The organism is Streptomyces sp. NBC_00271 (genome assembly GCF_036178845.1).
In the GTDB taxonomy this organism is placed as follows: Bacteria; Actinomycetota; Actinomycetes; order Streptomycetales; family Streptomycetaceae; genus Streptomyces.
Map to the genome: position 1 here is coordinate 5103495 of NZ_CP108070.1, position 23279 is coordinate 5126773.

The window sequence follows — 23279 nt, forward strand, 5'->3', positions numbered from 1 at the left end:
CGTTCTTACCTGCCGGTATCGGTACGAGGGGTGCGCGCCGTGCGGTCAGACGGCGGCCTTCTTCAGCCTGCGGCGCTCGCGCTCGGACAGACCGCCCCAGATGCCGAACCGCTCGTCGTTGGCGAGCGCGTATTCCAGGCACTCGGAGCGGACCTCACAGGCGAGACAGACCTTCTTGGCCTCGCGGGTGGAGCCGCCCTTCTCGGGGAAGAAGGACTCGGGGTCGGTCTGGGCGCACAGCGCGCGCTCCTGCCAGCCGAGTTCCTCGTCCGCGTCGTCGACCAGCAGTTGCTGCACCAGCTCGGTCATGTGCGCCCCTCGTCTGTCTTTCGCGTCCCCGTGATGCTGCCGTTACCGATTTCGGCTGAACGACACGAGTGAAATTACAAGTGTGCCGATCCGGGCCAGTCAAGCCGAGATCTGCTATTGGGCCCCTTATTCACTCTGCGGAACCAAGGCTATGCGGAAAGTGTTCAAATCGGCATAAACCCTGACAACCCCAAAGGGCCCGCCCGGACTCCCGACCCGCCACTGGGAAGGACGCCCAGAAGTTCGATCTCGTTCCGACACGGACTCCGAAGCGAACCGGATCACATTTGGATCACGGGATCGCATCGAGGTTTGCGCGCCCGGTTGTGCGCCATGTGTCCGGGGTGGCTCCAGAGCAAACCTTTCGCCATACAGATGAACCGGATGAGGTGAAACATTTCCCACATAGCGGACAGTAAGTTGACAGTCGAGGTGTGAACCGATGTCCTTATGGGCATGCTCGCGAACTTGGCACTCGTCTCGACCCGCACCGCCGGGTCCCACGGTGCTGCCCGCGCTCGCTGTAGCTGTTGTTGCTGTCCCAGCTGTTGAGCCGTACCGCGCTCCGGCTGCCTCGCCGCCACTGAGGCGAATCCCCGCCCCGCTTCCGGGGCGATCGCCCGTACCAGGGCACCCTCCCCGTCCGCGACCCGGACGGAAATGGCCCCGCGACACCCCAGCTCTCCGCCGAGGAACCACCGCACCCATGAACAGCGACAGCGACCTCCAGATCGCCGGCGACATCCTCGAAGTACCGCACCTGCTCCAGCCGCCGCGCGAGCACCCCGCCACCGTGTCCGAGTTCGTCGGCCTGGCCCGCTCCATCGCCGCCGACCGCTCCCAGTGGGAGCACCTCGTCCAGTACGACGCGACCTCCCGCTGGTACCACCGGCTGCGCACCGGACCCGGCTACGAGGTGTGGCTGCTGTCCTGGGTGCCCGGACAGGGCAGCGGACTCCACGACCACGGGCGCTCCTCCGGCGTACTCACCGTCCTGGAGGGCGCGTTGACCGAGCGCACGGAGCGCGACACCCGCGCGTTGGGGGCAGGATCCCAGCGGGTGTTCGCGCCGGGGTACATCCACGAGGTCGTGAACGACTCCCTGGAACCGGCCGTGAGCCTGCACGTTTACTACCCGGGTCTTACCGAGATGCCGATGCATTCGGCCCAGTGCGCCCCCGCCGTCGTCACGGCCTGAGAGCGCCCGCGGTCTCGTAACCGCCTCACGCGTTGTCGTACCCGCCTGCCAGACTGAACCCCATGCGCATTGTGGTTCTGGCAGGCGGTATCGGTGGTGCCCGGTTCCTGCGTGGTCTCCAGCGGGCCGTGCCGGACGCGGACATCACGGTCATCGGCAACACCGGCGACGACATCCATCTCTTCGGCCTGAAGGTCTGCCCGGACCTCGACACGGTGATGTACACGCTCGGCGGCGGCATCAACGAGGAACAGGGCTGGGGCCGGACCGACGAGACCTTCCACCTCAAGGAGGAGCTCGCGGCCTACGGGGTCGGGCCCGAGTGGTTCGGGCTCGGCGACCGCGACTTCGCGACGCACATCGTGCGGACGCAGATGCTGAGCGCGGGCTATCCGCTCAGCGCGGTCACGGAAGCCCTGTGCGACCGCTGGAAACCGGGCGTCCGGCTGATTCCCATGTCCGACGACCGCGTGGAGACCCATGTCGCCGTCGAGATCGACGGACAGCGCAAGGTGATCCACTTCCAGGAGTACTGGGTGCGGCTGCGGGCCTCCGTGCCGGCCGAGGCCGTGGTGCCGGTCGGCGCCGAGCAGGCCAAGCCCGCACCGGGTGTCCTGGAAGCCCTCGCGGAGGCGGACGTCATCCTCTTCCCGCCGTCCAACCCGGTCGTGTCCATCGGCACGATCCTCGCCGTGCCCGGCATCCGGGAGGCCATCGCCGACGCGGGCGTGCCCGTCGTGGGCCTCTCCCCCATCGTCGGCGACGCGCCCGTGCGGGGCATGGCCGACAAGGTGCTGGCGGCGGTCGGCGTCGAGTCCACGGCCACGGCGGTCGCCGAGCACTACGGCTCGGGGCTCCTCGACGGCTGGCTCGTCGACACGGTGGACGCGTCCGCCGTGGAGCAGGTCGAGGCGGCCGGGATCCGGTGCCGGGCCGTGCCGCTGATGATGTCCGACCTGGACACCGCGGCGCAGATGGCGCGCGAGGCGCTGACGCTGGCGGAGGAGGTGCGGGAGTCGTGAGCGCTCGGCTCTCTCCGGCTTCTCCGGAACAAGTTCCGGACGATGTTCCCGAACGTGCTCCCGGACAAGGGCGCGCGGGCGACCAGGAGGGGGACGCCTCCGTCGCCTCTCCCGGTTACCGGGTCTGGGCGCTGCCCGGGCTCCCCGAGGTGCGACAGGGTGACGACCTCGGCAAGTTGATCGCCGTCGCCGAGCCCGGGCTGGTCGACGGGGACGTTCTCCTCGTCACCTCGAAGATCGTGTCCAAGGCCGAGGGGCGCCTGATCGAGGCCACCGACCGAGAGGCCGCCATCGACGCCGAGACCGTACGGGTCGTGGCGCGCCGCGGGGCTCTGCGGATCGTCGAGAACCGGCAGGGGCTCGTGATGGCCGCCGCCGGGGTCGACGCCTCCAACACCCCGGCGGGCACCGTCCTGTTGCTGCCCGAGGATCCCGACGCGTCCGCGCGGGCCATCCGGGACGAGCTGCGCGACACCCTCGGGGTCGACGTCGGCGTCGTGATCACCGACACGTTCGGGCGACCCTGGCGCACCGGGCTCACCGATGTCGCCATCGGCGCCGCGGGTGTACGGGTGCTGGACGATCTGCGTGGCGGCACCGACGCGCACGGCAATCCGCTGAGCGCCACCGTCGTCGCCACCGCCGACGAGCTCGCCGCCGCCGGTGACCTGGTCAAGGGCAAGGCCTCCGGGCTGCCCGTCGCCGTCGTGCGCGGACTGCCCCACGTGGTGGCCGAGGACGACGGGGAGGGGACACGGGCGATGGTGCGGGGCGCGCGCGACGACATGTTCCGGCTCGGCACGTCGGAGGCCGTACGGGAGGCCGTGACCCAGCGGCGTACCGTACGGGCCTTCACCGACGAGCCGGTGGATCCGGGCGCCGTGCGGCGGGCCGTGGCCGCGGCCGTCACCGCTCCCGCGCCGCATCACACCACTCCCTGGCGGTTCGTGCTCCTGGAGTCCGAGGAGTCGCGTACGCGGCTGCTCGACGCCATGCGCGACGCGTGGATCGCGGATCTGCGGCGGGACGGGAAGAGCGAGGAGTCGATCGCCAAGCGGGTGCGGCGCGGTGATGTGCTGCGCAACGCTCCCTACCTCGTGGTGCCGTGTCTCGTCATGGACGGGTCGCACACGTACGACGATCCGCGGCGGGACGGGGCCGAGCGGGAGATGTTCGTGGTCGCCGTCGGCGCGGGGGTGCAGAACTTCCTCGTCGCGCTCGCCGGGGAGCGGCTCGGGTCCGCATGGGTGTCGTCGACGATGTTCTGCCGCGATGTCGTACGGGACGTGCTGGAGCTGCCGGAGGGGTGGGATCCGATGGGGGCCGTGGCGGTCGGACATGCGGCGGAGGAGCCTCGGGCTCGGCCCGAGCGGGATGCCGGGGCGTTTGTCGAGGTGCGGTGAGACCAAGCGCCTACTCTCGTAGGGCACCCCGAGTTTCCTAGGACCCCTTTCGTGGCTGGACGTTTCGCTCCTCGGCCGACGCGTACGACTGTGCGCGGCGGGCATGTCGCCGTGCCCGCGGATGCCTCCGGCGGGGTGCCTCGACAGGCCGTCGCACCTGGGCGTACGCGCACCTGGACGCCGCCCTGGCCGGTCGATCTCGGGCTCGTGCTCGGGCCGCTGCGCCGCGGACCCGGCGATCCGACCTTCCGTGCGACGCCGGACGGGGCCGTGTGGCGGGCCAGCCGGACGCCCGCCGGGGCCGGGACGTTGCGGGTCTCGGCGCGGGGTGGGGTGGTGCGGGGCGAGGCGTGGGGGCCGGGGAGCGAATGGCTGCTCGAACAGCTCCCCGAGATGCTCGGCGCGGCCGACGATCCCGATGCCTTCGAGCCTCGTCATCGGTTGGTCGCCGTCGCGCGGCATCGGCGGCCGGGGTTGCGGCTGACGCGCACCGGGCTGGTGCTGGAGTCGCTCATTCCGTCCGTTCTTGAGCAGAAGGTCACGGCGGACGAGGCGTATCGGGCGTGGCGGTTGCTCGTACGGAAATTCGGGGAGCCTGCGCCGGGGCCCGCGCCGGAGCGGATGTCCGTCATGCCGGAGCCGCGGACGTGGGCGCTGATTCCCTCCTGGGAGTGGCATCGGGCCGGGGTCGACAACAAGCGGGCGTCGACGATTCTGCGGGCCGTTCGGGTGGCGGGGCGGCTTGAGGAGGCGGTGGGGATGGAGCCGGGGGCTGCGCAGGCTCGGTTGGAGTTGGTGTCCGGGATTGGGCCGTGGACTTCGGCGGAGACCGTGCAGCGGAGTCATGGTGCGGCGGATTCGGTGACCGTGGGGGATCTTCATCTGCCGGGGATCGTGGGGTATGCGCTGGCGGGGGATCGGGATGCGGACGACTCCGTGATGCTTGCGCTGTTGGAGCCGTATGCCGGGCAGCGGCATCGGGCGGCTCGGTTGATTCTGTTGTCGGGGCGGGTGCCTGCGCGGCGGGTTCCGCGGATGCCGCGGGGGGATATCGGGCGGCTGTAGTCGTCCCGGTGCGGGCCGAGAGTTTCTCGCCCCCGCCGCCCCTACCCGTCCCATCCCCCAGGGGCTCCGCCCCTTCAACCCCACCAGGGGCGCTGCGCCCCCTGGACCCCCGCATCGCCCGAAGGGCTCGTCCTCAAACGCCGGACAGGCTGAAAGAAGCGGGCCGGGGTGGGTGGGGTCTGGATTTCGGGCCGGCTCCCGCCCCGGCCCTGGCCTCGCAACGCCGTGCGGACCGAGGCTTTCAGGGGCGCGGGGAACTGCGCGCTCAGCCCCCACCCAGCCGCAGCCGATCTGGACGGTCTACTGGTCCGACGAGAAGCGGAGCGCCCCCGCCGGGATCTTGGCGTCACACCAGACTCTTACGCCCTCGCGGAGTTCGTTGTCGGGGCCGACCACCGCGCCGTCGCCGATGACCGTCCCGGAGAGGATGGTGCGTTCGCCGATGTGGGCGCCGGTGCCGATGAGGGAGTCGGTGACGACGGCGCCGGGTTCGACGACCGCGCCGGACAGGATCGTGCTGCCCGTGATGCGGGCGCCCTCGCCGATGCGCGCGCCCTCGCCGACGACCGTGCCGCCGGTCAGCTTGGCGTCGGGGGCGACCCTGGCCGTGGGCAGCACGAGACGGTCCCCGCAGCGGCCCGGGACCGCCGGGGAGGGGGCACGGCCCAGGACGAGGTCCGCGGAGCCGCGTACGAAGGCCTGCGGGGTGCCCAGGTCGAGCCAGTAGGTGGAGTCGACCATGCCCTGGAGGTGGGCTCCGGTGGCCAGGAGGTCGGGGAAGGTCTCGCGTTCCACCGAGACCGGGCGGCCTGCGGGGATCGTGTCGATGACCGAACGGCGGAAGACGTACGCCCCGGCGTTGATCTGGTCGGTGACGATTTCCTCGGGGGTCTGGGGCTTCTCCAGGAAGGCCGTCACGCGGCCTGTCGCGTCCGTGGGGACCAGGCCGTACGCCCGCGGGTCCTCGACACGGGTGAGGTGGAGGGAGACGTCCGCGCCGGTCGTCTCGTGGGTCGCCACCAGGGCCCTGATGTCCAGGCCCGTCAGGATGTCGCCGTTGAAGATCAGGACCGGCTCGTCGGGGCCGGAGTGCAGGCGCGCCGCCACGTTGCGGATCGCGCCGCCCGTGCCGAGGGGCTCCTCCTCGGTGACGTACTCGATGTGGAGGCCCAGCCCGGAACCGTCGCCGAAGTACGGCTCGAAGACCTCGGCCAGGTAGGAGGTCGCCAGGACGATGTGCTCGACGCCCGCCGCTCTCGCCCGCGCCAGCTGGTGCGTGAGGAACGGGACCCCGGCCGCCGGGACCATCGGCTTGGGGGTGTTCACCGTGAGCGGGCGCAGGCGGGTGCCTTTGCCCCCGACCAGGAGGATCGCTTCTGTCACCTGTCGTCTCTGCTTCCTGCCAGGACCGGCCGAAGGATGTTTCGGCCGGCCAGTGTATGCAGTCCGTGGTAAGAGGCCTTCGACGGCAGTGGGGTTGTCCTCGATGGCTCCGCGCAGACCTCAGCGGCCCTGGTAGCTGGCCGCGGCCGTTCTGGCCGAGCCGAGTTTGCCGTACAGGAGACTCCCCGGGCAGTCCGTGGCGAACCCGTCCCGATGACCAGAGATCACGTTCAGTCGTGCGTTCTTACCTTTTGGGTAGAGATTGCCACCGCCGGACTTCAGGTATGTCTTGCCGCGCGGATCGGCTCCGTAGAGACCGAGTTTCCATGCCGTGAGCCGCGCGATGGCGGTCACCGAGGCGGCGGACGGCTTGGTGGAGCCGAAGGTGCCGAGGACCGCGATCCCCATCGTGTTGTTGTTGAAACCGAGGGTGTGGGCACCCATGACGGGCTTCGCCACGCCCCCGGCGCGGCCTTCGTAGATGTTGCCGCACTTGTCCACGAGGAAGTTGTAGCCGATGTCGCGCCATCCGCTGCTCACTACGTGGTAGCGGTAGATACTGCGGATGACCGAAGGAGCTTGGGAGCAGCTGTAGTTGTTGCCCGAGGCCGTGTGGTGCACGAAGGCGGCCTTCACCTTTTTGGTGTACACGAAGCCGCCTTCGCGCAGGCTCTCGTCCGCGCCCCAGCCACGCCGGGTGACGATGCTCGGGCGTTCACCGATGTACGGCTCCGCGTGCGGCGCGCCCTTGCGGAGGGCCGCGAACTCGCGCTCGGTCTCGGCCCTGGACAGTGCCGGGATCTCCGTCGCGCCGAACGGGGCGAGCTCGGCGTTGGTGGCAAAGGTGGCGTACGTCTCGGCGCTCTCCGCGCCCGCGCTCCCGTCGCCCGTCAGCGCGCCCCGGGGCGCGGGTTCCGCGCCGGGGTCGACGAGTTCGAGGTGCATGCCTCTGGGGAGCGGCGACTCGCCGCCCGCCGTGGCTCTTTCGTCCACCTGCGCCTGGACGCGGACCTCGACCCCGTCCGAGTCGCCCACCCAGAGGGGCGCCGTGGAGCCGCGCACCCGGCCCGAGCCGCTCTCGGCGGTGTCCGGGTCGGCCGCGTGCTCGTGGTTGTGGGTCTCGATGTCCTGCCAGCCGGACCAGCGGTTGGCTCCGGTGGCACGGGTACGGACCTGGACGCGACCGCGCAGTTCGGTGTCGGGATCGTCCCAGACGACCCCGACCAGCGAGAACGTCCGTACGCTCCGTCTGCCGAGGCCCTGTTCGGGCGCGGCGGGTCCGAGCGAGCGGTCGCCGGAGAGCGGGACCAGGGGGAGGGACTGGGTACTGCCCGGCGCGACGGGCTCGGTCCTCGCCGCCTGGGGTCGGGCCTGCGCCGGTGCGGACAGGGCCAGCGGAAGGGTGAGTGCGGCCGCGCAGGTGACGCCGACCGAGGAAGCAAGGATTCCATGCATGCCCCCGATCGTGGACATAGTCATACATATCTGTCCATTGCGGATTTGACGGACCGTCGGGTCGCGCTCGGCCGAACCGGTGGCGCGGATGCCGCGTCCCGCCGGGCGCCCCCGCGTACGCTTGCGCGCGTGAACGCCACCGACCGCACCCCTGCCGACCTGCTGCGATCCGCGCTCGCCGCGGACCCCGCGCGCCCCCTGGTGACCTTCTACGACGACGCCACGGGCGAACGTGTCGAATTGTCCGTCGCGACCTTCGCCAATTGGGTGGCCAAGACCGCCAACCTCCTCCAGGGTGAGTTGTCCGCCGAGCCCGGCGACCGGGTGGCGCTGCTGCTGCCCGCGCACTGGCAGACGGCGGTGTGGCTGCTCGCGTGTTCCTCGGTGGGGGTCGTCGCGGATGTCGGGGGCGACCCCGGCGCCGCCGACCTCGTCGTCGCGGGGCCCGACGCACTCGAGGCCGGGCTCGCCTGCTCCGGTGAGCGCGTCGCCCTCTCGCTCGCGCCGCTGGGACGCCGCTTCCCGACACCGCCCGCCGGATACGCCGACTACGCCGTCGAGGTGCCGAGCCAGGGCGACCGCTTCCAGCCGTACGCGCCGGTGGACCCCGAGGAGGCCGCGCTGATCGTCGCCGGGGCCGAGCACACGGGGGCCGAGGTCGTCGAGCGGGCCCGGGCGGAGGCGGCCTCGCTGGATCTGACGGGGCCCGGGTCGCGGATCCTGTCCGCGCTGCCGTACGACACCTGGGAGGGGCTGAGCGCGGGGTTGTACGCGCCGCTCGCCTCCGGGGGGTCCGTGGTGCTCTGTCGTCATCTGGAGCGACTGGGCGAGGACGCGTTGGCCAAGCGGATCGAGAGTGAGCGGGTGACTTCGACGGTTCGGTAGTCGCCGGTCAACGTCCGGGCCGGCCCGTGGGGCCGGTCGCCTGTCGGGGCGGGCTCGTGGGGGCCGGTCGCGCCTGCCGTCCCGCCGCGGATCCGTGCCTGCCGGGGCCCCGCGCCCCTGACGGATCCCGTCACCCGTTCGGCCCCTTATCTGCCGCCGTCGCAGGGTCTCCGAGCCATGGTCGTAGGAGCACCGCACGCTCGCTCGCCATGAGGGGTGGACTCCGACGTGACCGACAGGACAGGGCCGGGAGCGGGGGCTTCGCCCACCGGTGCCGGACTCGCACGACGGCGACGGCGACGCTGGGTGCAGTACTCGGCGCTCGGTGTCGCCGTCGTGGTCCTCGGTGCCGTCGGCGTCGGCCTGGTCGCGTACGAGAAGCTGAGCCGGAACATCACGGCTGACGAGGAAGCCGCCGCCGAGCTCGCCCGTTACGAGAAGGAGCGGCCCACCGCGCTGGTGCGCGACGCGCAGAACATCCTGCTGATCGGGTCGGACTCGCGGGCGGGGGACGGGAACAAGAAGTACGGCCGGGACTCCGGGACCGAGCGCTCCGACACCACGATCCTGCTGCACCTGTCCGCGAACCGGCGGAGCGCCACCGCCGTCTCCCTGCCCCGCGACCTGATGGTGGACGTGCCGAGCTGCCGGCGTCCGGACGGCACCCGTACCCAGCCCATGTTCGCGATGTTCAACTCCGCCTTCGAGGTGGGCGGTTCGGCGTGCACGATCCGGACCGTCGAGAAGCTCACGAACATCCGTGTCGACCATCACATGGTGGTCGACTTCCACGGGTTCAAGGACATGGTCGACGCCGTGGACGGCGTGGAGGTGTGCCTGAAGGAGCCCATCGACGACAAGGCGGCCAAGCTGAAGCTGCCCGCGGGCAAGGTCGTGCTCGACGGCGAACAGGCCCTCGGCTATGTCCGCGCCCGCAAGAGCATCGGCGACGGCAGCGACACCGACCGGATGGAACGCCAGCAGCGGTTCCTCGGCGCGCTCGTCAACAAGGTGCAGAGCAACGATGTCCTGCTCAATCCGGCACGGCTCTATCCCATGCTCGACGCGGCCACTTCCTCGCTCACCACGGACCCGGATCTGGCGAGCCTGCGGGGGCTGTACGACCTGGTCCGTGGCATGCGCAATATCCCCACGGAACGTGTCCAATTCCTGACGGTGCCGAGAACGTCGTACGTCTACAACGCGAATCGCGACCAGCTGGTGAAACCCGCGGCCGACAAACTCTTCGCCCTGCTGCGCGCGGACGCTCCGGTGACGGTCGCGAAGGACCTTCCGTCAGACCCGCCGAGCGGCCTTCCGACGGCCCCACCGAGCGGCGTTCCGACGAGTCTTCCGACGGACCATCCGACGGATTCCCCTGCGAAACGCAAGAACTCGTACGAGGGTGGTCGCGAAGGTACGTACGACTCGGCATTCGACTACGAAGAGGAGTCGCACGGCAACGGGAAGTCGAGGGGAAAGCGGCCCGAGGCTCCCACATCCGCGCCGACTTTTCGCGGTAACACGGCAGCCGAGGACGCCTGCGGGTAAAGCGTGCGCCAAGGCGGGAACTGCGGAGCTGAGAAGTCTCTGAGAAATAGGGCGGATTGCCCAGTTGTAGGAACGTGGAATTTGTCACCACCGTCGCTTGACCCCGAACCGGCCGGATAGTGTGAGCGATCCGGTGCACCCGGCCACGAGGTCCGTCCTGGGGGTCGCGCACTGCTGACCGAGACCCGAGCGCTCTTTGAGGGGGAAGGGCGCCGCGTGGCCCCGACGGAGGATTCAGACAACCGTGGACGCGCAAGGCCGTGGGCGGGCGGACAACATCGACCCCGCAGACCAGTGGGTACTCAACCCGAACACCGGTGAATACGAACTGCGACTGACCCCTTCCGCTCCGCAGTCGGGAGTCCCGAGACCGCGTCGGGGCAGCCCCGCGAACGCGGGACCGGGAGCGGGGACACGCGCGCGCCGGGCGCCGGAACGGGAGAGTCCGCCGACGCCCAGCCCCGATGTGCCCGGGCCGCGGCGGCGCCGTGGCGCGCCGGCCGAGCCACCGCCCGGCCGTCGCAAGGGGCGCACGAAGCCGAAGAAGTCGAAGGCGAAGAAGATACTGTTGTGGACCGGCGGCTCGATGGCCTTCGTGCTGGTCGCCGTCTCCGCAGCGGGGTATCTCTACCTCAAGCACCTTGAGGGCAACGTCAGCACGACGGACGTCGGCAGCGCGGGCAAGAAGGGCTTCAGCAAGGACGAGGCCTTCAACATCCTGATCATCGGCACCGACAAGCGCACGGGTGCGGGCAACGAGGGGTACGGCGACGCGGGCAGCGTCGGGCACGCCGACACCAACATCCTGTTGCACGTCTCCAAGGACCGTACGAACGCGACCGCGTTGAGCATTCCGCGTGACCTGATCGTCGATGTCCCGGACTGTCCTACGAAGCAGCCCGACGGCACCACCAAGGTCGTCCCGGGTACGCAGAACGTCCGCTTCAACACCAGCCTGGGACAGGACGGCCGCGACCCGGGCTGCACCATGCGTACGGTCAAGGCCGTCACCGGCATCCCGGTCGACCACTTCATGATGGCCGACTTCAACGCGGTCAAGACGCTGACCAGCGCGGTCGGGGGCGTCGACGTGTGCGTGGCGCACGCCGTCAACGACAAGGAGTCGCACCTCAAGCTGCCCGCGGGCAAGTCCACGGTCGAGGGCGAGCAGGCACTGGCCTTCGTCCGCACCCGGCACAGCTTCGGCAACCAGGGCGACCTCGACCGCATCAAGGTGCAGCAGCAGTTCCTGGGCTCCCTGATGCGCAAGATGGCCTCCGGCGACACCCTCAGCAACCCCGCCAAGCTGTTCAGCCTGGCCGAGGCCGCCACGAAGGCACTGACGGTGGACACCGGCATAGGAAAGGTCAGCACCCTCAAGGACGTGGCCCTGGAGCTGAAGAAGGTGCCCACGAAGAACATCACCTTCACCACGGTGCCGGTCCTCGACAACCCCGCCGAGAAGGTCAAGGCGACCGTCGTCGTCAACCAGTCGCAGGCCCCCGCGGTCTTCGACGCGATCAAGGGCGACGTCTCCTTCACCGCCGTGAAGCAGAAGGAGAAGAAGGAGAAGGCCGAGGTCGCCGCCCGCCTCAAGGGCACCCGTTCCGCCGCCGCCGACATCCGCGTCGACATCTACAACGGCGGCGCCCCCGCCGGCAGCGCACAGGAGACTCTTAACTGGCTGCAGAATACTGAGGGCGTGCTCAAGTCCAGCCAGCTCGGTAACGCCGACGCAACACTGAGCAAGACGACCCTGGAGTACGCTCCCGACCAGGCCGATCAGGCGCGCAAACTGGCGGACCTCATGGGGCTGTCCGCTTCGGCGTTGAAGCCTGGCAAGAGCGAGAAGAACTCACAGGGTCTGCCCGCGATCGTGCTGACCCTGGGCAAGGACTTCAAGGGCGCAGGGGTGTCGTTGACCACTCCGACCAAGGCGCCCGAGGTCGACAAGTCCACGGCGGACAAGACAGTGTGCGCCAGTTGATGACCTAACGGGTCTGTCAGACGTCTAACAGGGCGCGGGGGCGTCCGGGCCGGACGCAAGGGGTGTCCGGCCAGACGTACGCGTCCGATCGGGCGCGGGACGGACCCGTTTGTCAGGCGCAGGGTGGGGAGGGGCAGGGAGATGGCGCGAAGCGGTGTGCGTGGGGAGGGGGCTCGACCACGTGTCCGACAGGCCGACGATCTGGGCTGGGACGACAGCCTGTACGACGAGAACGGCGATCCCACCGACGGAGGCGGAGCTTCCGGCGGCAGAGGCGGCGATTCTGCCGACGCCGACGGCCGAGGGGCCGGACGCGACGGGCGTCCGGTCGACAAGGACGGCGACGACGCGTCGGGCGAACCGCGCGGGCAGGGTCGGCACGGCGGTGGCGGCGGGCGTCGGCGCGGCAGCGGCGACGGCGGGCACCCACGGCGCAGACGCCGCATACTGCGCTGGTCGGCGTCGGTCCTGGCGCTTCTGATACTTGGCACGGCGGGCGCCGGTTACCTCTACTACCAGCACCTGAGCGCCAACATCAAGAAGGACGACCTGAACCTCGGCGACGAGAAGGACCGGGCGGCCAAGAGCAAGGCGAACGCGGCCGGGCAGACCCCCCTGAACATCCTTCTGATCGGCTCGGACGCCCGGGACACCAAGGAGAACCAGTCCCTCGGCGGCGCCAAGGAGACCTTCGGCGGTACCCCGCTCGCGGACGTCCAGATGCTGCTGCACCTCTCCGCCGACCGCAGCAACATGTCGGTGATCAGCATGCCGCGCGACACTCTGCTGAAGATGCCCAAGTGCACGGACCCGGACACCAAGAAGGTCTACCCGGCGACCGTCGGGCTGTTGATGACCAACACCTCACTCGGGCGCGGCGGTCCGGGCTGCACGGTGGCCACCTGGGAGAAGCTCACCAAGATCCACATCGACCACTTCATAAAGATCGACTTCTCGGGTGTGGTGTCGATGGCGGACGCGATCGGCGGCGTCCCGGTCTGCGTGGACGCCAACATCTACTCCAAGGACAGCCAGGGCCACGGCTCCGGGCTGAAGCTGAAGAAGGGCACGACCCCCGTCAAGGGCACGCAGGCCCTGGCGTGGCTGCGGACGCGGTACGGCTTCGAGGACAACACGGACATCGGCCGGACCAAGGCCCAGCACCAGTACATGAACTCGATGGTCCGCCAGCTGCGCGAGAACGCCACGATCAGCAACCCCGGCAAGCTGCGCAGCCTCGCGGAGACCGCCACCAAGGCGCTGACCGTCGACAAGGGCCTGGGCAGCCCGCTGAAGCTCTACGACCTCGGCAACGAGCTCAAGAAGGTCGAGCCGAAGCGCATCACGATGACCACGATGCCCTGGCAGTGGGCCGTGTCGGACAGCAACCGCGTGGAGCCCAAGCCGGTCGAGGCCGAGCAGCTGTTCCGTCTCGTCCGTGAGGACATCGCGCTCGACGGCAAGGACAAGAAGAAGACGGCGACCGCGGTGAAGGCCTCCACGGACCCGGCCGCCGCGGACGACCAGATCGGTGTGATCGTGCAGAACGGCACCCGCACGGCCGCGCTGGGCCCGGTCGGCGGACGCGCGCGCACGGTGTCCCAGCTGCTCGTCGGCAAGGGCTTCACCAAGGCCGAGGCGGACACCTCGACGGCCACCGCCGAGGAGACGACGGTGATCCGCTACCCGAGCGCCGATCTGCAGGGCGACGCCCAAGCGGTCGCCAAGGCGCTGGGGGTCCCGCTGAGCGCGGTGAAGAAGTCGACGGACGTCTCGGGCGTCACGCTCGTGGTCGGCGCCGACTGGCGCGAGGGCACGGCGTACAAGGCGAAGGCACAGGACAACACGACGCCGGAGTCCGCGGACGTGCTCAACGGCGCCAAGACCGACGCCTGTATGCACGTCAACAAGGACTACACCTGGTCGTAGGAAACCGCACCTGGCCGTAGGCCGGTCGGCAGAAAGCGGTTGGGCCCCTCTCGATGTCGAGAGGGGCCCAACTACTTATGAATGGGGCTCAGTTGGCGGGCTCCGTGGAGCCGAGTACCGCCGGGCGGCGGGAGGCGATGACCTTCTTCGCCAGCGCCTTCGGGCTGGTGAGGAAGCCGAAGCCCCACGACATGTGCATGGTCGCGAGGGCGACGGGGATCTGCAGGCGGGCCTTCAGGGGCAGCCCCTTGCCCGCAGGCAGCGAACCCGCGGCTATCGCCGCGAGATAGCCGCCGGGGATCACGAAGCCCCAGGGCGTCAGCGCCACGCCCACCACGACACCCGCCGCGATCGCGAACAGGGCGGTCGGCGGGGCGAGGTAGCGCAGGTTGATGGAGCCCTCGTGGTAGCGGGCGACGACATGGCGCCAGCGCCCGTAGTCCTTGTACTGCTTGGCGAGCGCCTTGACCGAGGGCCGGGGCCGGTAGGACACCCGCAGCTCGGGCGAGAACCAGATGAGGCCGCCCGCCTCCCGGATCCGGAAGTTCAGCTCCCAGTCCTGGGCGCGGATGAACTCCTCGTTGTAGCCGCCCTGGCGCTCCAGGGCCTCGCGCCGGAAGACACCGAGGTACACGGTCTCGGCGGAGCCGGCCTCGCCCCCCGTGTGGAAGGCGGCGTTCCCGACCCCGATCTTCGAGGTCATCGCGGCGGCGACCGCGTGCTCCCAGTCGTTCTCGCCCTCGGCGTGCATGACGCCGCCGACGTTCTGCGCGCCGGTCTCCTCCAGGAGGCGCACGGCGGTCGCGATGTAGTTCGGGGAGAGCATGCCGTGCCCGTCGACGCGGACGACGACGGGATGCCGGGACGCCTTGATCGCCGCGTTCAGCGCGGCGGGGGTGCGCCCGGTGGGGTTCGGGACGGTGTGGACGCGCGGGTCTTCGCGTACGAGTTCGGCGGCGATCTCGTCCGTACGGTCCGAGGACGGACCGATGGCGATCACCACCTCCATCTCGCCGTCGTACTCCTGCGCCAGGATCGCTTGGACGGCCCCGCGCAGATGCCGCTCCTCGTTGAGGACGGGCATGATCACAGAAACGGCGGGGGGCCGCACGTCAGACTTCTCGCTCATCGGACGTCACGTTACCGCGAATGGGGGACACGGGCGCGCGCCGCCCGGTCCGCGGGCCGGGCAGCAGATCGTATGGCCCTACGGTGCTCACGGATCCCCACGTTCACCCCCGCGGAGGTGTCCCCCTTGCCCACGCCGCCCCGCTCCCCCGCACGCCCGCAGCCCCGCCCCCAGAGCCGCCCGCAGCCGCCCCGCTCCCGGCGGCCTCCGGAGCGGTCCACCGTACGGCCCCCCGTACGGAGGAAAAAGCCGCGCTGGGCCATGCGGGTGGTCACCACGATCTCGGTGGTGGTCCTCGCCTCGGCGGGCATCGGGCACGCGGTGGTCACCAGCCTGGGCGAGGGCATCGCCCGGGTCGACCCCTTCAAGGACATGAAGAACCGCCCCGCGGGGGGCCACGGCATGAACGTGCTGCTGGTCGGCACCGACGGCCGCGACAAGATCACGGAGGAGGAGCGGCGGAAATACCGTCTGGGCGGTGCCCCCTGCCACTGCACCGACACGATGATGATCGTGCACATCGCCGCCGACCGGAAGCGGGCCAGCGTCGTGAGCCTGCCGCGCGACTCGTACGCCGAGGTGCCCGCGCACACCGACCAGACCACCGGCGCCGAGCACGGCCCCCACCAGCTCAAGCTCAACGCGGCGTACGCGGAGGGGGGCCCGCAGCTGACCGTGCGCACCGTCGAGAACATGACCCATGTGAAGATCGACCACTACTTGGAGGTCGATTTCACCAGCTTCATGCGGACGGTGGACGTGCTCGGCGGCGTGAGCATCTGCACCGCAGGGCCCCTCAAGGACTCGTACACCGGACTCGACCTGACCGCCGGCACGCACACGCTGAGCGGCGGGCAGGCACTCCAGTACGTACGGTCCCGGCATGTCGACGGCGCCTCCGACATCGGCCGGATGCAGCGCCAGCAGCGGTTCCTGGCGGCGCTGATCGAGCGGGCCACGTCGTCGGGGGTGCTGTTGAACCCGATGAAGTTCCGTGATGTCACCCGGGCCGTGCTCGGTTCGGTCCGCGCCGACCAGGGGTTCGGCACGGACGAGCTGCTGGACCTCGGCCGGGCGATGCGGAACTTCTCCCCCTCCTCCTCCGAGTTCACGACCGTGCCGATCGGACAGATGGCCTACGCCGTCAAGGGCATCGGCTCCACACTGAAGTGGGACGACAACAAGGCCGGCGCGCTCTTCCAGTCACTGCGCGACGACAAGCCGCTCGCTCCCCCGCACAAGGTCGCGCACGCCAAGACCGTGCGCGTCGAGGTGGAGCCGAAGCAGATCCAGGTCCAGGTGGAGAACGGGACGCCCACGGACGGCCTCGGCAAACGCATGGACAGCGCCCTGGCCGCCACCGGGTTCCGCACGACGGGCCACCCGGTCAACGCCCAGGACCGCGGCGCCCGGCACAGCGTCATCGTCTACGACCCGCGCTGGGACCGCTCCGCGAAGTCCCTCGCCGCCGCGCTCCCGGGCAGCGAGCTGCGCGAGGTCAAAGGGCGGGGACCGCTGCTGAAGGTGATCGCCGGGGCGGACTTCAAGGAGGTCACACGGGTCCGGGTGCAGGATCCCTACCAGGGGGAGACCCGGGTGGTGACGGGAGATCAGGTGGTGTGTACGTAGGTGACGCACGCGTCCACGGGACACCCGAAGGGCCCCGCCGTATCGTCCGGCGGGGCCCTTCGTGGTGGTGCGGGTCAGTTGCTCGACACCGTCACCGTCTGGTCGTTCTTCAGCTCGTCCACCAGCGTCTTGACCTTGGCCTTGTCCCAGACGAGGTTGCCGCCCGTGGAACCGGAGATCGGCATGTTCATGGACTTGCCGTCGCCGCCCGTCACGCCCTTCATCGCCCAGAACATGCTGGCGAGGTCCCACAGGCTCATGTCCTTGTCGACGGTGAGGCTGTCGAGGCCGGAGCCCATGGTCGGGTAGAGCTTGAAGGGGTTCAGGATGGTCCCGGGGGTCGCGACCTGGTGGGCCAGGGCGGACAGGAACTTCTGCTGGTTCTTGGTGCGCTGCAGGTCCGAGGCCGCGAAGGCGTGGCGGGTACGGACGAAGGCGAGGGCCTGCTCACCGTTGAGTGTCTGCTTGCCCGCCTTGAAGTCGGCGCCCGAGTACTTGTCCTTGAAGCCCTGGTCGAGGGTCATCTCCACACCGCCGACCGAGTCGACGATGTTCGCGAACCCGGCGAAACCGATCTCCACGTAGTGGTCGATGTGCAGGCCGGTGTTGTACTCGATGGTGCGGACCAGCAGCGTCGGCCCGTCCTCCGCGTACGCCGCGTTCAGCTTCACCTGGCGGCCCGTGCCGGGGAAGGTCTTGCCGGACGCGGATCCCTTGTACGTCGGGATCGTCACGTTCGAGTCGCGGGGGAGGGAGATCAGGGTGTCGCCGTTGTCCCCGACGTGCAGGATCATCATCGAGTCCGTGCGCTTGCCCTCGGCGGACCCGGTGTGCAGCTTCTTCTTCTCCTCGGCCGACATGCCGGCGCGGCTGTCGGAGCCGACGATCAGGTAGTTGGCGCCCTTGCCCGTGTCGGGCCGGTCGATGACCTGCGAGAGATCCACGTCACGGTGGAGCTTGGAGTCGGCCCAGAAGTAGGTGCCCACGGAGACCACGACCAGCAGCGTGACCAGCGTGATGGCTATCCACTTGATCCGCCGGCGCCAGTTCGGCGCCGGGCGCGGGCCACGGCCGCCCTGACCGCCGGGACCCTGCGGACCACCGGGGCCGCCCGGCGAACCGTAGACGTGCCCGGTGTTGTAACCGGAGTCGTACCCGTTGTCATACCCCTGGCCGTCGTCGTACGTCGGCTGCTGGGGCACCCCGCCGTACGGCGGGGCGGACGGGCGCGGACCGGGCGTTCCCGGGCCACGCTGAACCTGCCGCATGACGCGGGCGCCCTCAGGCTGAGCGCCTGCGCTGCCGCGTCCGTAACGGTCGCTGCGGTTGCTGTCGGACCACCCGTCGGGCCAATCGTTCATGCGGACCAGTTTGCAGGTCCGCACGGTGTGCCTAACAAGAGACCGGGGAGATCTGGGTCACGCCTGTTGCAGAGCTGATGCAAAGCGACCCTCGCACGCCCCCGCATAGGGTGGACGGCATGACAGACCTGGCGCCCAACCCGGAATCCGACATACCGGGCAAGCCGACCTTCGCGTCCCGGACCACCCTCAGCCACATCATGACCCACAACGACACCAACCTTCTGGGCACGGTGCACGGCGGAGTGATCATGAAGCTCGTGGACGACGCGGCGGGCGCGGTGGCCGGGCGGCACTCCGGCGGGCCCGCCGTCACCGCCTCCATGGACGAGATGGTCTTCCTGGAGCCGGTCCGCGTCGGTGACCTCGTCCATGTGAAGGCCCAGGTGAACTGGACGGGGCGGACGTCCATGGAGGTCGGCGTGCGCGTGCTGGCCGAGCGCTGGAACGAGTCGACGCCGCCCCAGCAGGTCGGTTCGGCCTATCTCGTCTTCGCCGCGGTCGACGCCGACGGCAAGCCGCGGCGCGTGCCGCCCGTCCTCCCGGAGACCGAGCGCGACGAGCGGCGCTACCAGGAGGCCCAGATCCGGCGCACCCACCGGCTGGCACGCCGTCGGGCGATCATGGAACTGCGGGAGAAGCGGGCGGCGGAGGGGCTGGACTAGTCGGGATGCGAGGGGCTGGACAGGTAGGGACGCGAGGGCCTGGGCAAGCAGGGGTCCGGCGATGCTGGACGTCCGAGGACCGGGCCGGGAAGTCACCCCGGCCGGTGGCCCTGGCCGAGGGTAGCTCCCGGGCGGATGTCAGGGTGACGTCATGACCCTCTCCCCCGCCACCCCGTCCGCTTCCGACGGACGCCCCTTCGACGCGGTGCTGTGTGATGTCGACAACGTGATCCGCGTCTACGAACCGGCCCACCTGTACGCGCTGGAGCGCGCCGCCGGGCTGGCCGAGGGCACCACCATGAAGGTGGCCTTCGCACCGGAGACGGTGCTTCCGCTGGTGCTGGGCCGGATCACACCGAACGAGTGGTCGGAGTCGATCCTGCGGGGCCTGACCGGGCTGGTGGCCAACGGGACGGCGGTGGAGCTGAGCACGGCGCTCACACGCTCGCCGTTCCACGCCGACGAGGCGGTGGTGGCGCTGCTGCGCCGGGCCCGTACCCACATGCCCCTGGTCCTCGTCACCAACACCTCGGTCCAGCTGGAGGAGGACCTGGAGTCCCTGGGTCTGACGGACCTCGCCGACCACGTGGTCAGCAGCGCGCGGGTGGGCATCGCCAAGCCCGACCGGCGCATCTACGACATCGCCGTCGAGCGGGCCGGCGTCCCGGCCGAGCGCTGCCTGTTCGTGGACGACACCCTGGAGAACGTGGAGGCCGCCGCCGCACTCGGTATGCGGACCGTCCACTACCGCACGCCGGAGGATCTGCGGACCGCCCTGAACGGCCTGTGAGGCCGACCGCACCGGGCGCTGTCGGAGCCGGCTGGTATCCATGACCGCATGAACAACGATCAGGCCACCCCGGAGGAACTCGCGGCGCTGCGGAGGGCGTTCGACGTGGCCGACGGCGGGGAGTCGGCGCTCGGCTGGGCGGCGGTGCACGCCTTCGAGTCGGCGCACGACATCGTGCTGCCCGAGCCGTACCGGACGTTCGTCGCCGAGGTGACCGACGGGTCGTACTCCGGGCCGCCGGAGTACGGGTTGGTGTCCCTGGCCGAGCTGCCCGGGGACTGGGGCGACGACGGGCAGGGGCGCGACCTGACCCGACCGTTCCCGCTCACGGAGGCGTGGCTGTGGGAGGACGACCCGAGGCCGGCCGAGGAGATCGATCCGGTCGTCGAGCGGGTCTTCGACCACGGGTCCGTCGTGCTGGGCACCGACGGGTGCGGAATGAACTGGCATCTCGTCGTCACGGGCCCGCACCGGGGGCACATCTGGCACATCACCGGGGAGGGCGCCGTTCCCTTCGGCGCCGAGTTCGGGTTCACGACCTCCGCACCGGGGTTCGCGGGGTGGGTCGGGCACTGGGCCGCGCAGAAGGAATGGTTCGACGCGGAGTAGGGGCGCGGAACCGGCGCGTGCGTCGGCCGACCGAGGACGAGAACGAGGGGCACCCCGGCGGGGTGCCCCTCGAGTTCGTGGTGCGGGGTGGGTTACGGGAGGTTGCGGGCCATGACGATGCGCTGGACCTGGTTCGTGCCCTCGTAGATCTGGGTGATCTTGGCATCGCGCATCATGCGCTCGACCGGGTAGTCGCGGGTGTAGCCGTAGCCGCCGAGGAGCTGGACGGCGTCCGTGGTGACCTCCATCGCCACGTCCGAGGCGAAGCACTTGGCCGCGGCGCCCTGGAAGGTGAGGTCCTTGTCGCCGCGCTCGGACTTGGCCGCCGCGGCGTACGTCAGCTGGCGGGCGGCCTCGATCTTCATGGCCATGTCGGCGAGCATGAACTGGATGCCCTGGAAGTCGGCGATCGCCTTGCCGAACTGCTTGCGCTCCTGGACATAGCCCTTGGCGTAGTCGAGGGCGCCCTGCGCGATGCCGAGCGCCTGCGCGGCGATCGTGATGCGGGTGTGGTCCAGGGTCTTCATGGCCGTGGCGAAGCCGGTGCCCTCCTCGCCGATCATGCGGTCGGCCGGGATGCGGACGTTGTCGAGGTAGACCTCGCGCGTCGGGGAGCCCTTGATGCCGAGCTTCTTCTCGGGGGCGCCGAAGGAGACGCCCTCGTCCGACTTCTCCACGACGAAGGCCGAGATGCCCTTCGAGCGCTTGGTGGGGTCGGTGACCGCCATCACCGTGTAGTACTCGGAGACGCCCGCGTTGGTGATCCAGCGCTTCACACCGTTGAGGACATAGTCGTCGCCGTCACGGACCGCCTTCGTCTTCATGCCCGCGGCGTCCGAGCCCGCGTCCGGCTCCGAGAGGCAGTACGAGAACATCCCGTCGCCCTTGGCGAGCGGGGTCAGGTACTTCTGCTTCAGAGCCTCGGAACCGGAGAGGATCACCGGGAGCGAGCCCAGCTTGTTCACGGCCGGGATCAGGGAGGAGCTGGCACAGACACGCGCCACCTCCTCGATCACGATCACCGTGGCGAGCGCGTCGGCGCCCGCGCCGCCGTACGACTCCGGCACGTGCACGGCGTGCAGGTCGGAGGAGACCAGGGCGTCCAGGGCCTCCTGCGGGAAACGGGCTTCCTCGTCCACCACGGCCGCGTACGGCGCGATCTTCGCCTCGGCCAGGGAGCGGATCGCGTCACGGAGCATGTCGTGCTCCTCGGACGGGCGGTACAGGTCGAAATCAGCCGATCCGGCCAAGGTCTCTCACGCTCCAAAGACGCTAATTACCGTTAAGTAACCCAAATTTTAGGGGTCCGCCCACGGGAGGGATACGTGAGCTTGGCGACAGGGGGGAACCTGCCCGATGAGGGGGCCGAACATGCCCCGACTATGCTCGGGCAGCGCACCGAGCCCATTCATCCCAGGAGCACCCATGGCCCTCAAGATCACCGTGATCGGCACCGGCTATCTCGGCGCCACCCACGCCGCGGCCATGGCCGAGCTCGGGTTCGAGGTACTGGGGCTCGATGTCGTCCCCGAGAAGATCGAGATGCTGCAGCGGGGCGAGGTCCCGATGTACGAGCCGGGGCTCGAGGAGCTGCTGCGCAAGCATGTGGCGGGCATCGAGGGATCCACCGGCCGGCTGCGCTTCACCATGGACTGGGCCGAGGTCGGGGAGTTCGGCGACGTCCACTTCGTCTGCGTGAACACGCCGCAGAAGCACGGGGAGTACGCGTGCGACATGTCGTACGTCGACGCCGCCTTCGAGACGCTCGCCCCGCATCTGTTGGGCCCCGCCCTCGTCGTCGGCAAGTCCACCGTGCCGGTGGGCTCCGCGGAGCGGCTGGCGCGCACGCTCGCCGAGCTCTCCCCCGCCGGCGAGGACGCCGAGCTCGCCTGGAACCCGGAGTTTCTGCGTGAGGGCTTCGCCGTCCAGGACACGCTGCACCCCGACCGTCTCGTGGCCGGCGTGCGCAGCGAGCGGGCCGAGAAGATCCTGCGCGAGGTGTACGCGACGCCCGTCTCCGAGGGCTCGCCCTTCGTCGTCACCGACTTCCCGACCGCCGAGCTGGTGAAGACCTCCGCGAACTCCTTCCTCGCGACCAAGATCTCCTTCATCAACGCCATGGCCGAGGTCTGCGAGGCCGCCGGCGGCGATGTCGCCCTGCTGGCCGAGGCCATCGGGCACGACGAGCGGATCGGCAAGAAGTTCCTGCGGGCCGGGATCGGGTTCGGCGGCGGGTGCCTGCCGAAGGACATCCGCGCCTTCATGGCGCGCGCCGGTGAGCTCGGCGCGGACCAGGCGCTGACCTTCCTGCGCGAGATCGACTCCATCAACATGCGCCGTCGCGGCCAGATGGTGGAGATGGCCCGGGAGGCGTTGGGCGGCGGATCCTTCCTCGGCAAGCGGGTCGCCGTGCTCGGCGCGACCTTCAAGCCCGACTCGGACGACGTCCGGGACTCGCCCGCGCTGAACGTCGCCGGGCAGATCCACCTCCAGGGCGGCCAGGTCACCGTCTACGACCCGAAGGGCATGGCGAACGCCAAGCGGCTCTTCCCGACGCTCGGGTACGCCGACTCCGCCGTCGAGGCCGTGCGCGGCGCCGACGTCGTTCTGCACCTGACCGAGTGGCGGGAGTTCCGCGAGCTGGACCCGGCGGTGCTGGGCGAGGCCGCCTCGGCCCGGGTGCTCCTGGACGGCCGCAACGCGCTCGACCCCGAGGTGTGGCGCCGGGCCGGATGGACGTACCGGGCGATGGGCCGCCCGACCGCCTAGGGCCGGACAGTCCCTGGTAGCCCCTAGTCCCTAGTAGTGGCCCCGGTGGGGCTTCGCGGGTGACCCCCGTAGCGCTTCGCAGGTGACGGCGGTCCGGCCGAGGCTCAGTCGGCCGGACCGCCGTCGTCACCCATTCTCCA

At 70.0% G+C, this 23279-nt stretch carries 19 protein-coding genes; 13 read left to right on the plus strand and 6 right to left on the minus strand.

The features are described from left to right. Positions 1-45 precede the first annotated feature (45 nt). Positions 46-309 carry a WhiB family transcriptional regulator gene (locus OG798_RS23410; RefSeq protein ID WP_003975777.1) on the minus strand — a complete coding sequence of 88 codons (264 nt, stop codon included), beginning with the start codon at positions 307-309 and terminating at the stop codon, positions 46-48. 706 nt (positions 310-1015) lie between these two features. Here OG798_RS23410 and OG798_RS23415 point away from each other — a divergent pair. The 4 genes from OG798_RS23415 to OG798_RS23430 all read left to right on the plus strand — a co-directional run bounded on the left by OG798_RS23415 (position 1016) and on the right by OG798_RS23430 (position 4997). Next, on the plus strand, positions 1016-1507 hold the full coding sequence (locus OG798_RS23415) for a cysteine dioxygenase (RefSeq protein ID WP_054229209.1): 492 nt from the start codon (positions 1016-1018) through the stop codon (positions 1505-1507). 62 nt (positions 1508-1569) lie between these two features. Then, positions 1570-2529, plus strand: a complete 960-nt coding sequence (cofD, locus tag OG798_RS23420) for a 2-phospho-L-lactate transferase (protein ID WP_095854292.1) — start codon at positions 1570-1572, stop codon at positions 2527-2529. Next, positions 2433-3932 (plus strand): coenzyme F420-0:L-glutamate ligase, encoded by a 1500-nt coding sequence (locus OG798_RS23425; protein ID WP_413253546.1) that lies wholly within the window; start codon positions 2433-2435, stop codon positions 3930-3932. Before cofD ends, OG798_RS23425 begins: the two co-directional genes overlap by 97 nt. 51 nt (positions 3933-3983) lie before the next feature. Then, a complete protein-coding gene (locus tag OG798_RS23430; RefSeq protein ID WP_095854290.1) occupies positions 3984-4997 on the plus strand; it encodes a DNA-3-methyladenine glycosylase family protein in 1014 nt (337 codons plus the stop codon). Between the two features lie 300 nt (positions 4998-5297). Here the strand turns inward: OG798_RS23430 and OG798_RS23435 are convergent, their stop codons facing one another. Together OG798_RS23435 and OG798_RS23440 are read right to left on the minus strand one after the other, a co-directional pair. Further along, a complete protein-coding gene (locus tag OG798_RS23435; RefSeq protein WP_121415952.1) occupies positions 5298-6380 on the minus strand; it encodes a sugar phosphate nucleotidyltransferase in 1083 nt (360 codons plus the stop codon). Between the two features lie 120 nt (positions 6381-6500). After that, entirely contained in the window at positions 6501-7835 is a 1335-nt protein-coding gene (locus tag OG798_RS23440) for a peptidoglycan recognition protein family protein (RefSeq protein ID WP_328757635.1), read from the minus strand. A 129-nt stretch (positions 7836-7964) separates the two neighbouring features. Here OG798_RS23440 and OG798_RS23445 point away from each other — a divergent pair, with 129 nt between their 5' ends. From OG798_RS23445 to OG798_RS23460, 4 genes are all read left to right on the plus strand, one after another. Beyond that, positions 7965-8720: a TIGR03089 family protein gene (locus OG798_RS23445; protein WP_054236903.1), complete on the plus strand. Its 756-nt coding sequence runs from the start codon at positions 7965-7967 to the stop codon at positions 8718-8720. 228 nt (positions 8721-8948) lie between these two features. After that, positions 8949-10271, plus strand: a complete 1323-nt coding sequence (locus OG798_RS23450; RefSeq protein ID WP_267062016.1) for an LCP family protein — start codon at positions 8949-8951, stop codon at positions 10269-10271. A gap of 244 nt (positions 10272-10515) precedes the next feature. Continuing rightward, positions 10516-12258, plus strand: coding sequence for an LCP family protein (locus tag OG798_RS23455; protein WP_095854285.1), 1743 nt, complete (start codon positions 10516-10518; stop codon positions 12256-12258). A 141-nt stretch (positions 12259-12399) separates the two neighbouring features. Next, positions 12400-14187: an LCP family protein gene (locus OG798_RS23460; protein WP_328757636.1), complete on the plus strand. Its 1788-nt coding sequence runs from the start codon at positions 12400-12402 to the stop codon at positions 14185-14187. An 88-nt stretch (positions 14188-14275) separates the two neighbouring features. Here the strand turns inward: OG798_RS23460 and OG798_RS23465 are convergent, their stop codons facing one another. Next, positions 14276-15316 carry a glycosyltransferase family 2 protein gene (locus OG798_RS23465; protein WP_121415949.1) on the minus strand — a complete coding sequence of 347 codons (1041 nt, stop codon included), beginning with the start codon at positions 15314-15316 and terminating at the stop codon, positions 14276-14278. Positions 15317-15442: 126 nt separating this feature from the next. On the opposite strand from OG798_RS23465, the gene OG798_RS23470 reads away from it, so the two are divergent. After that, positions 15443-16945 carry an LCP family protein gene (locus OG798_RS23470; RefSeq protein WP_435864185.1) on the plus strand — a complete coding sequence of 501 codons (1503 nt, stop codon included), beginning with the start codon at positions 15443-15445 and terminating at the stop codon, positions 16943-16945. Between the two features lie 74 nt (positions 16946-17019). On the opposite strand, the gene OG798_RS23475 is transcribed toward OG798_RS23470, so the two are convergent. Continuing rightward, entirely contained in the window at positions 17020-18306 is a 1287-nt protein-coding gene (locus OG798_RS23475) for an LCP family protein (protein WP_328757637.1), read from the minus strand. 119 nt (positions 18307-18425) lie between these two features. On the opposite strand from OG798_RS23475, the gene OG798_RS23480 reads away from it, so the two are divergent. The 3 genes from OG798_RS23480 (at position 18426) to OG798_RS23490 (ending at position 20370) form a co-directional block, all read left to right on the plus strand. Beyond that, positions 18426-18971: an acyl-CoA thioesterase gene (locus OG798_RS23480; protein ID WP_054236896.1), complete on the plus strand. Its 546-nt coding sequence runs from the start codon at positions 18426-18428 to the stop codon at positions 18969-18971. A gap of 151 nt (positions 18972-19122) precedes the next feature. Continuing rightward, positions 19123-19761 (plus strand): HAD-IA family hydrolase, encoded by a 639-nt coding sequence (locus OG798_RS23485; protein WP_097225669.1) that lies wholly within the window; start codon positions 19123-19125, stop codon positions 19759-19761. A gap of 48 nt (positions 19762-19809) precedes the next feature. After that, positions 19810-20370 (plus strand): SMI1/KNR4 family protein, encoded by a 561-nt coding sequence (locus tag OG798_RS23490; protein ID WP_267062019.1) that lies wholly within the window; start codon positions 19810-19812, stop codon positions 20368-20370. 92 nt (positions 20371-20462) lie between these two features. On the opposite strand, the gene OG798_RS23495 is transcribed toward OG798_RS23490, so the two are convergent. After that, a complete protein-coding gene (locus OG798_RS23495; protein ID WP_054236893.1) occupies positions 20463-21620 on the minus strand; it encodes an acyl-CoA dehydrogenase in 1158 nt (385 codons plus the stop codon). A 175-nt stretch (positions 21621-21795) separates the two neighbouring features. On the opposite strand from OG798_RS23495, the gene OG798_RS23500 reads away from it, so the two are divergent. Continuing rightward, positions 21796-23139: a UDP-glucose dehydrogenase family protein gene (locus OG798_RS23500; protein ID WP_095854278.1), complete on the plus strand. Its 1344-nt coding sequence runs from the start codon at positions 21796-21798 to the stop codon at positions 23137-23139. Positions 23140-23279: the final 140 nt, after the last annotated feature.

What these genes read in the sequence shown, in the direction of transcription:
- OG798_RS23410 (WP_003975777.1), bottom strand. Translation starts at nt 309, where the DNA reads ATGACCGAGCTGGTGCAGCAACTGCTGGTCGACGACGCGGACGAGGAA.
- OG798_RS23415 (WP_054229209.1), top strand. Translation starts at nt 1,016, where the DNA reads ATGAACAGCGACAGCGACCTCCAGATCGCCGGCGACATCCTCGAAGTA.
- cofD (WP_095854292.1), top strand. Translation starts at nt 1,570, where the DNA reads ATGCGCATTGTGGTTCTGGCAGGCGGTATCGGTGGTGCCCGGTTCCTG.
- OG798_RS23440 (WP_328757635.1), bottom strand. Translation starts at nt 7,835, where the DNA reads ATGCATGGAATCCTTGCTTCCTCGGTCGGCGTCACCTGCGCGGCCGCA.
- OG798_RS23460 (WP_328757636.1), top strand. Translation starts at nt 12,400, where the DNA reads ATGGCGCGAAGCGGTGTGCGTGGGGAGGGGGCTCGACCACGTGTCCGA.
- OG798_RS23465 (WP_121415949.1), bottom strand. Translation starts at nt 15,316, where the DNA reads ATGAGCGAGAAGTCTGACGTGCGGCCCCCCGCCGTTTCTGTGATCATG.
- OG798_RS23475 (WP_328757637.1), bottom strand. Translation starts at nt 18,306, where the DNA reads ATGAACGATTGGCCCGACGGGTGGTCCGACAGCAACCGCAGCGACCGT.
- OG798_RS23480 (WP_054236896.1), top strand. Translation starts at nt 18,426, where the DNA reads ATGACAGACCTGGCGCCCAACCCGGAATCCGACATACCGGGCAAGCCG.
- OG798_RS23485 (WP_097225669.1), top strand. Translation starts at nt 19,123, where the DNA reads ATGACCCTCTCCCCCGCCACCCCGTCCGCTTCCGACGGACGCCCCTTC.
- OG798_RS23490 (WP_267062019.1), top strand. Translation starts at nt 19,810, where the DNA reads ATGAACAACGATCAGGCCACCCCGGAGGAACTCGCGGCGCTGCGGAGG.
- OG798_RS23500 (WP_095854278.1), top strand. Translation starts at nt 21,796, where the DNA reads ATGGCCCTCAAGATCACCGTGATCGGCACCGGCTATCTCGGCGCCACC.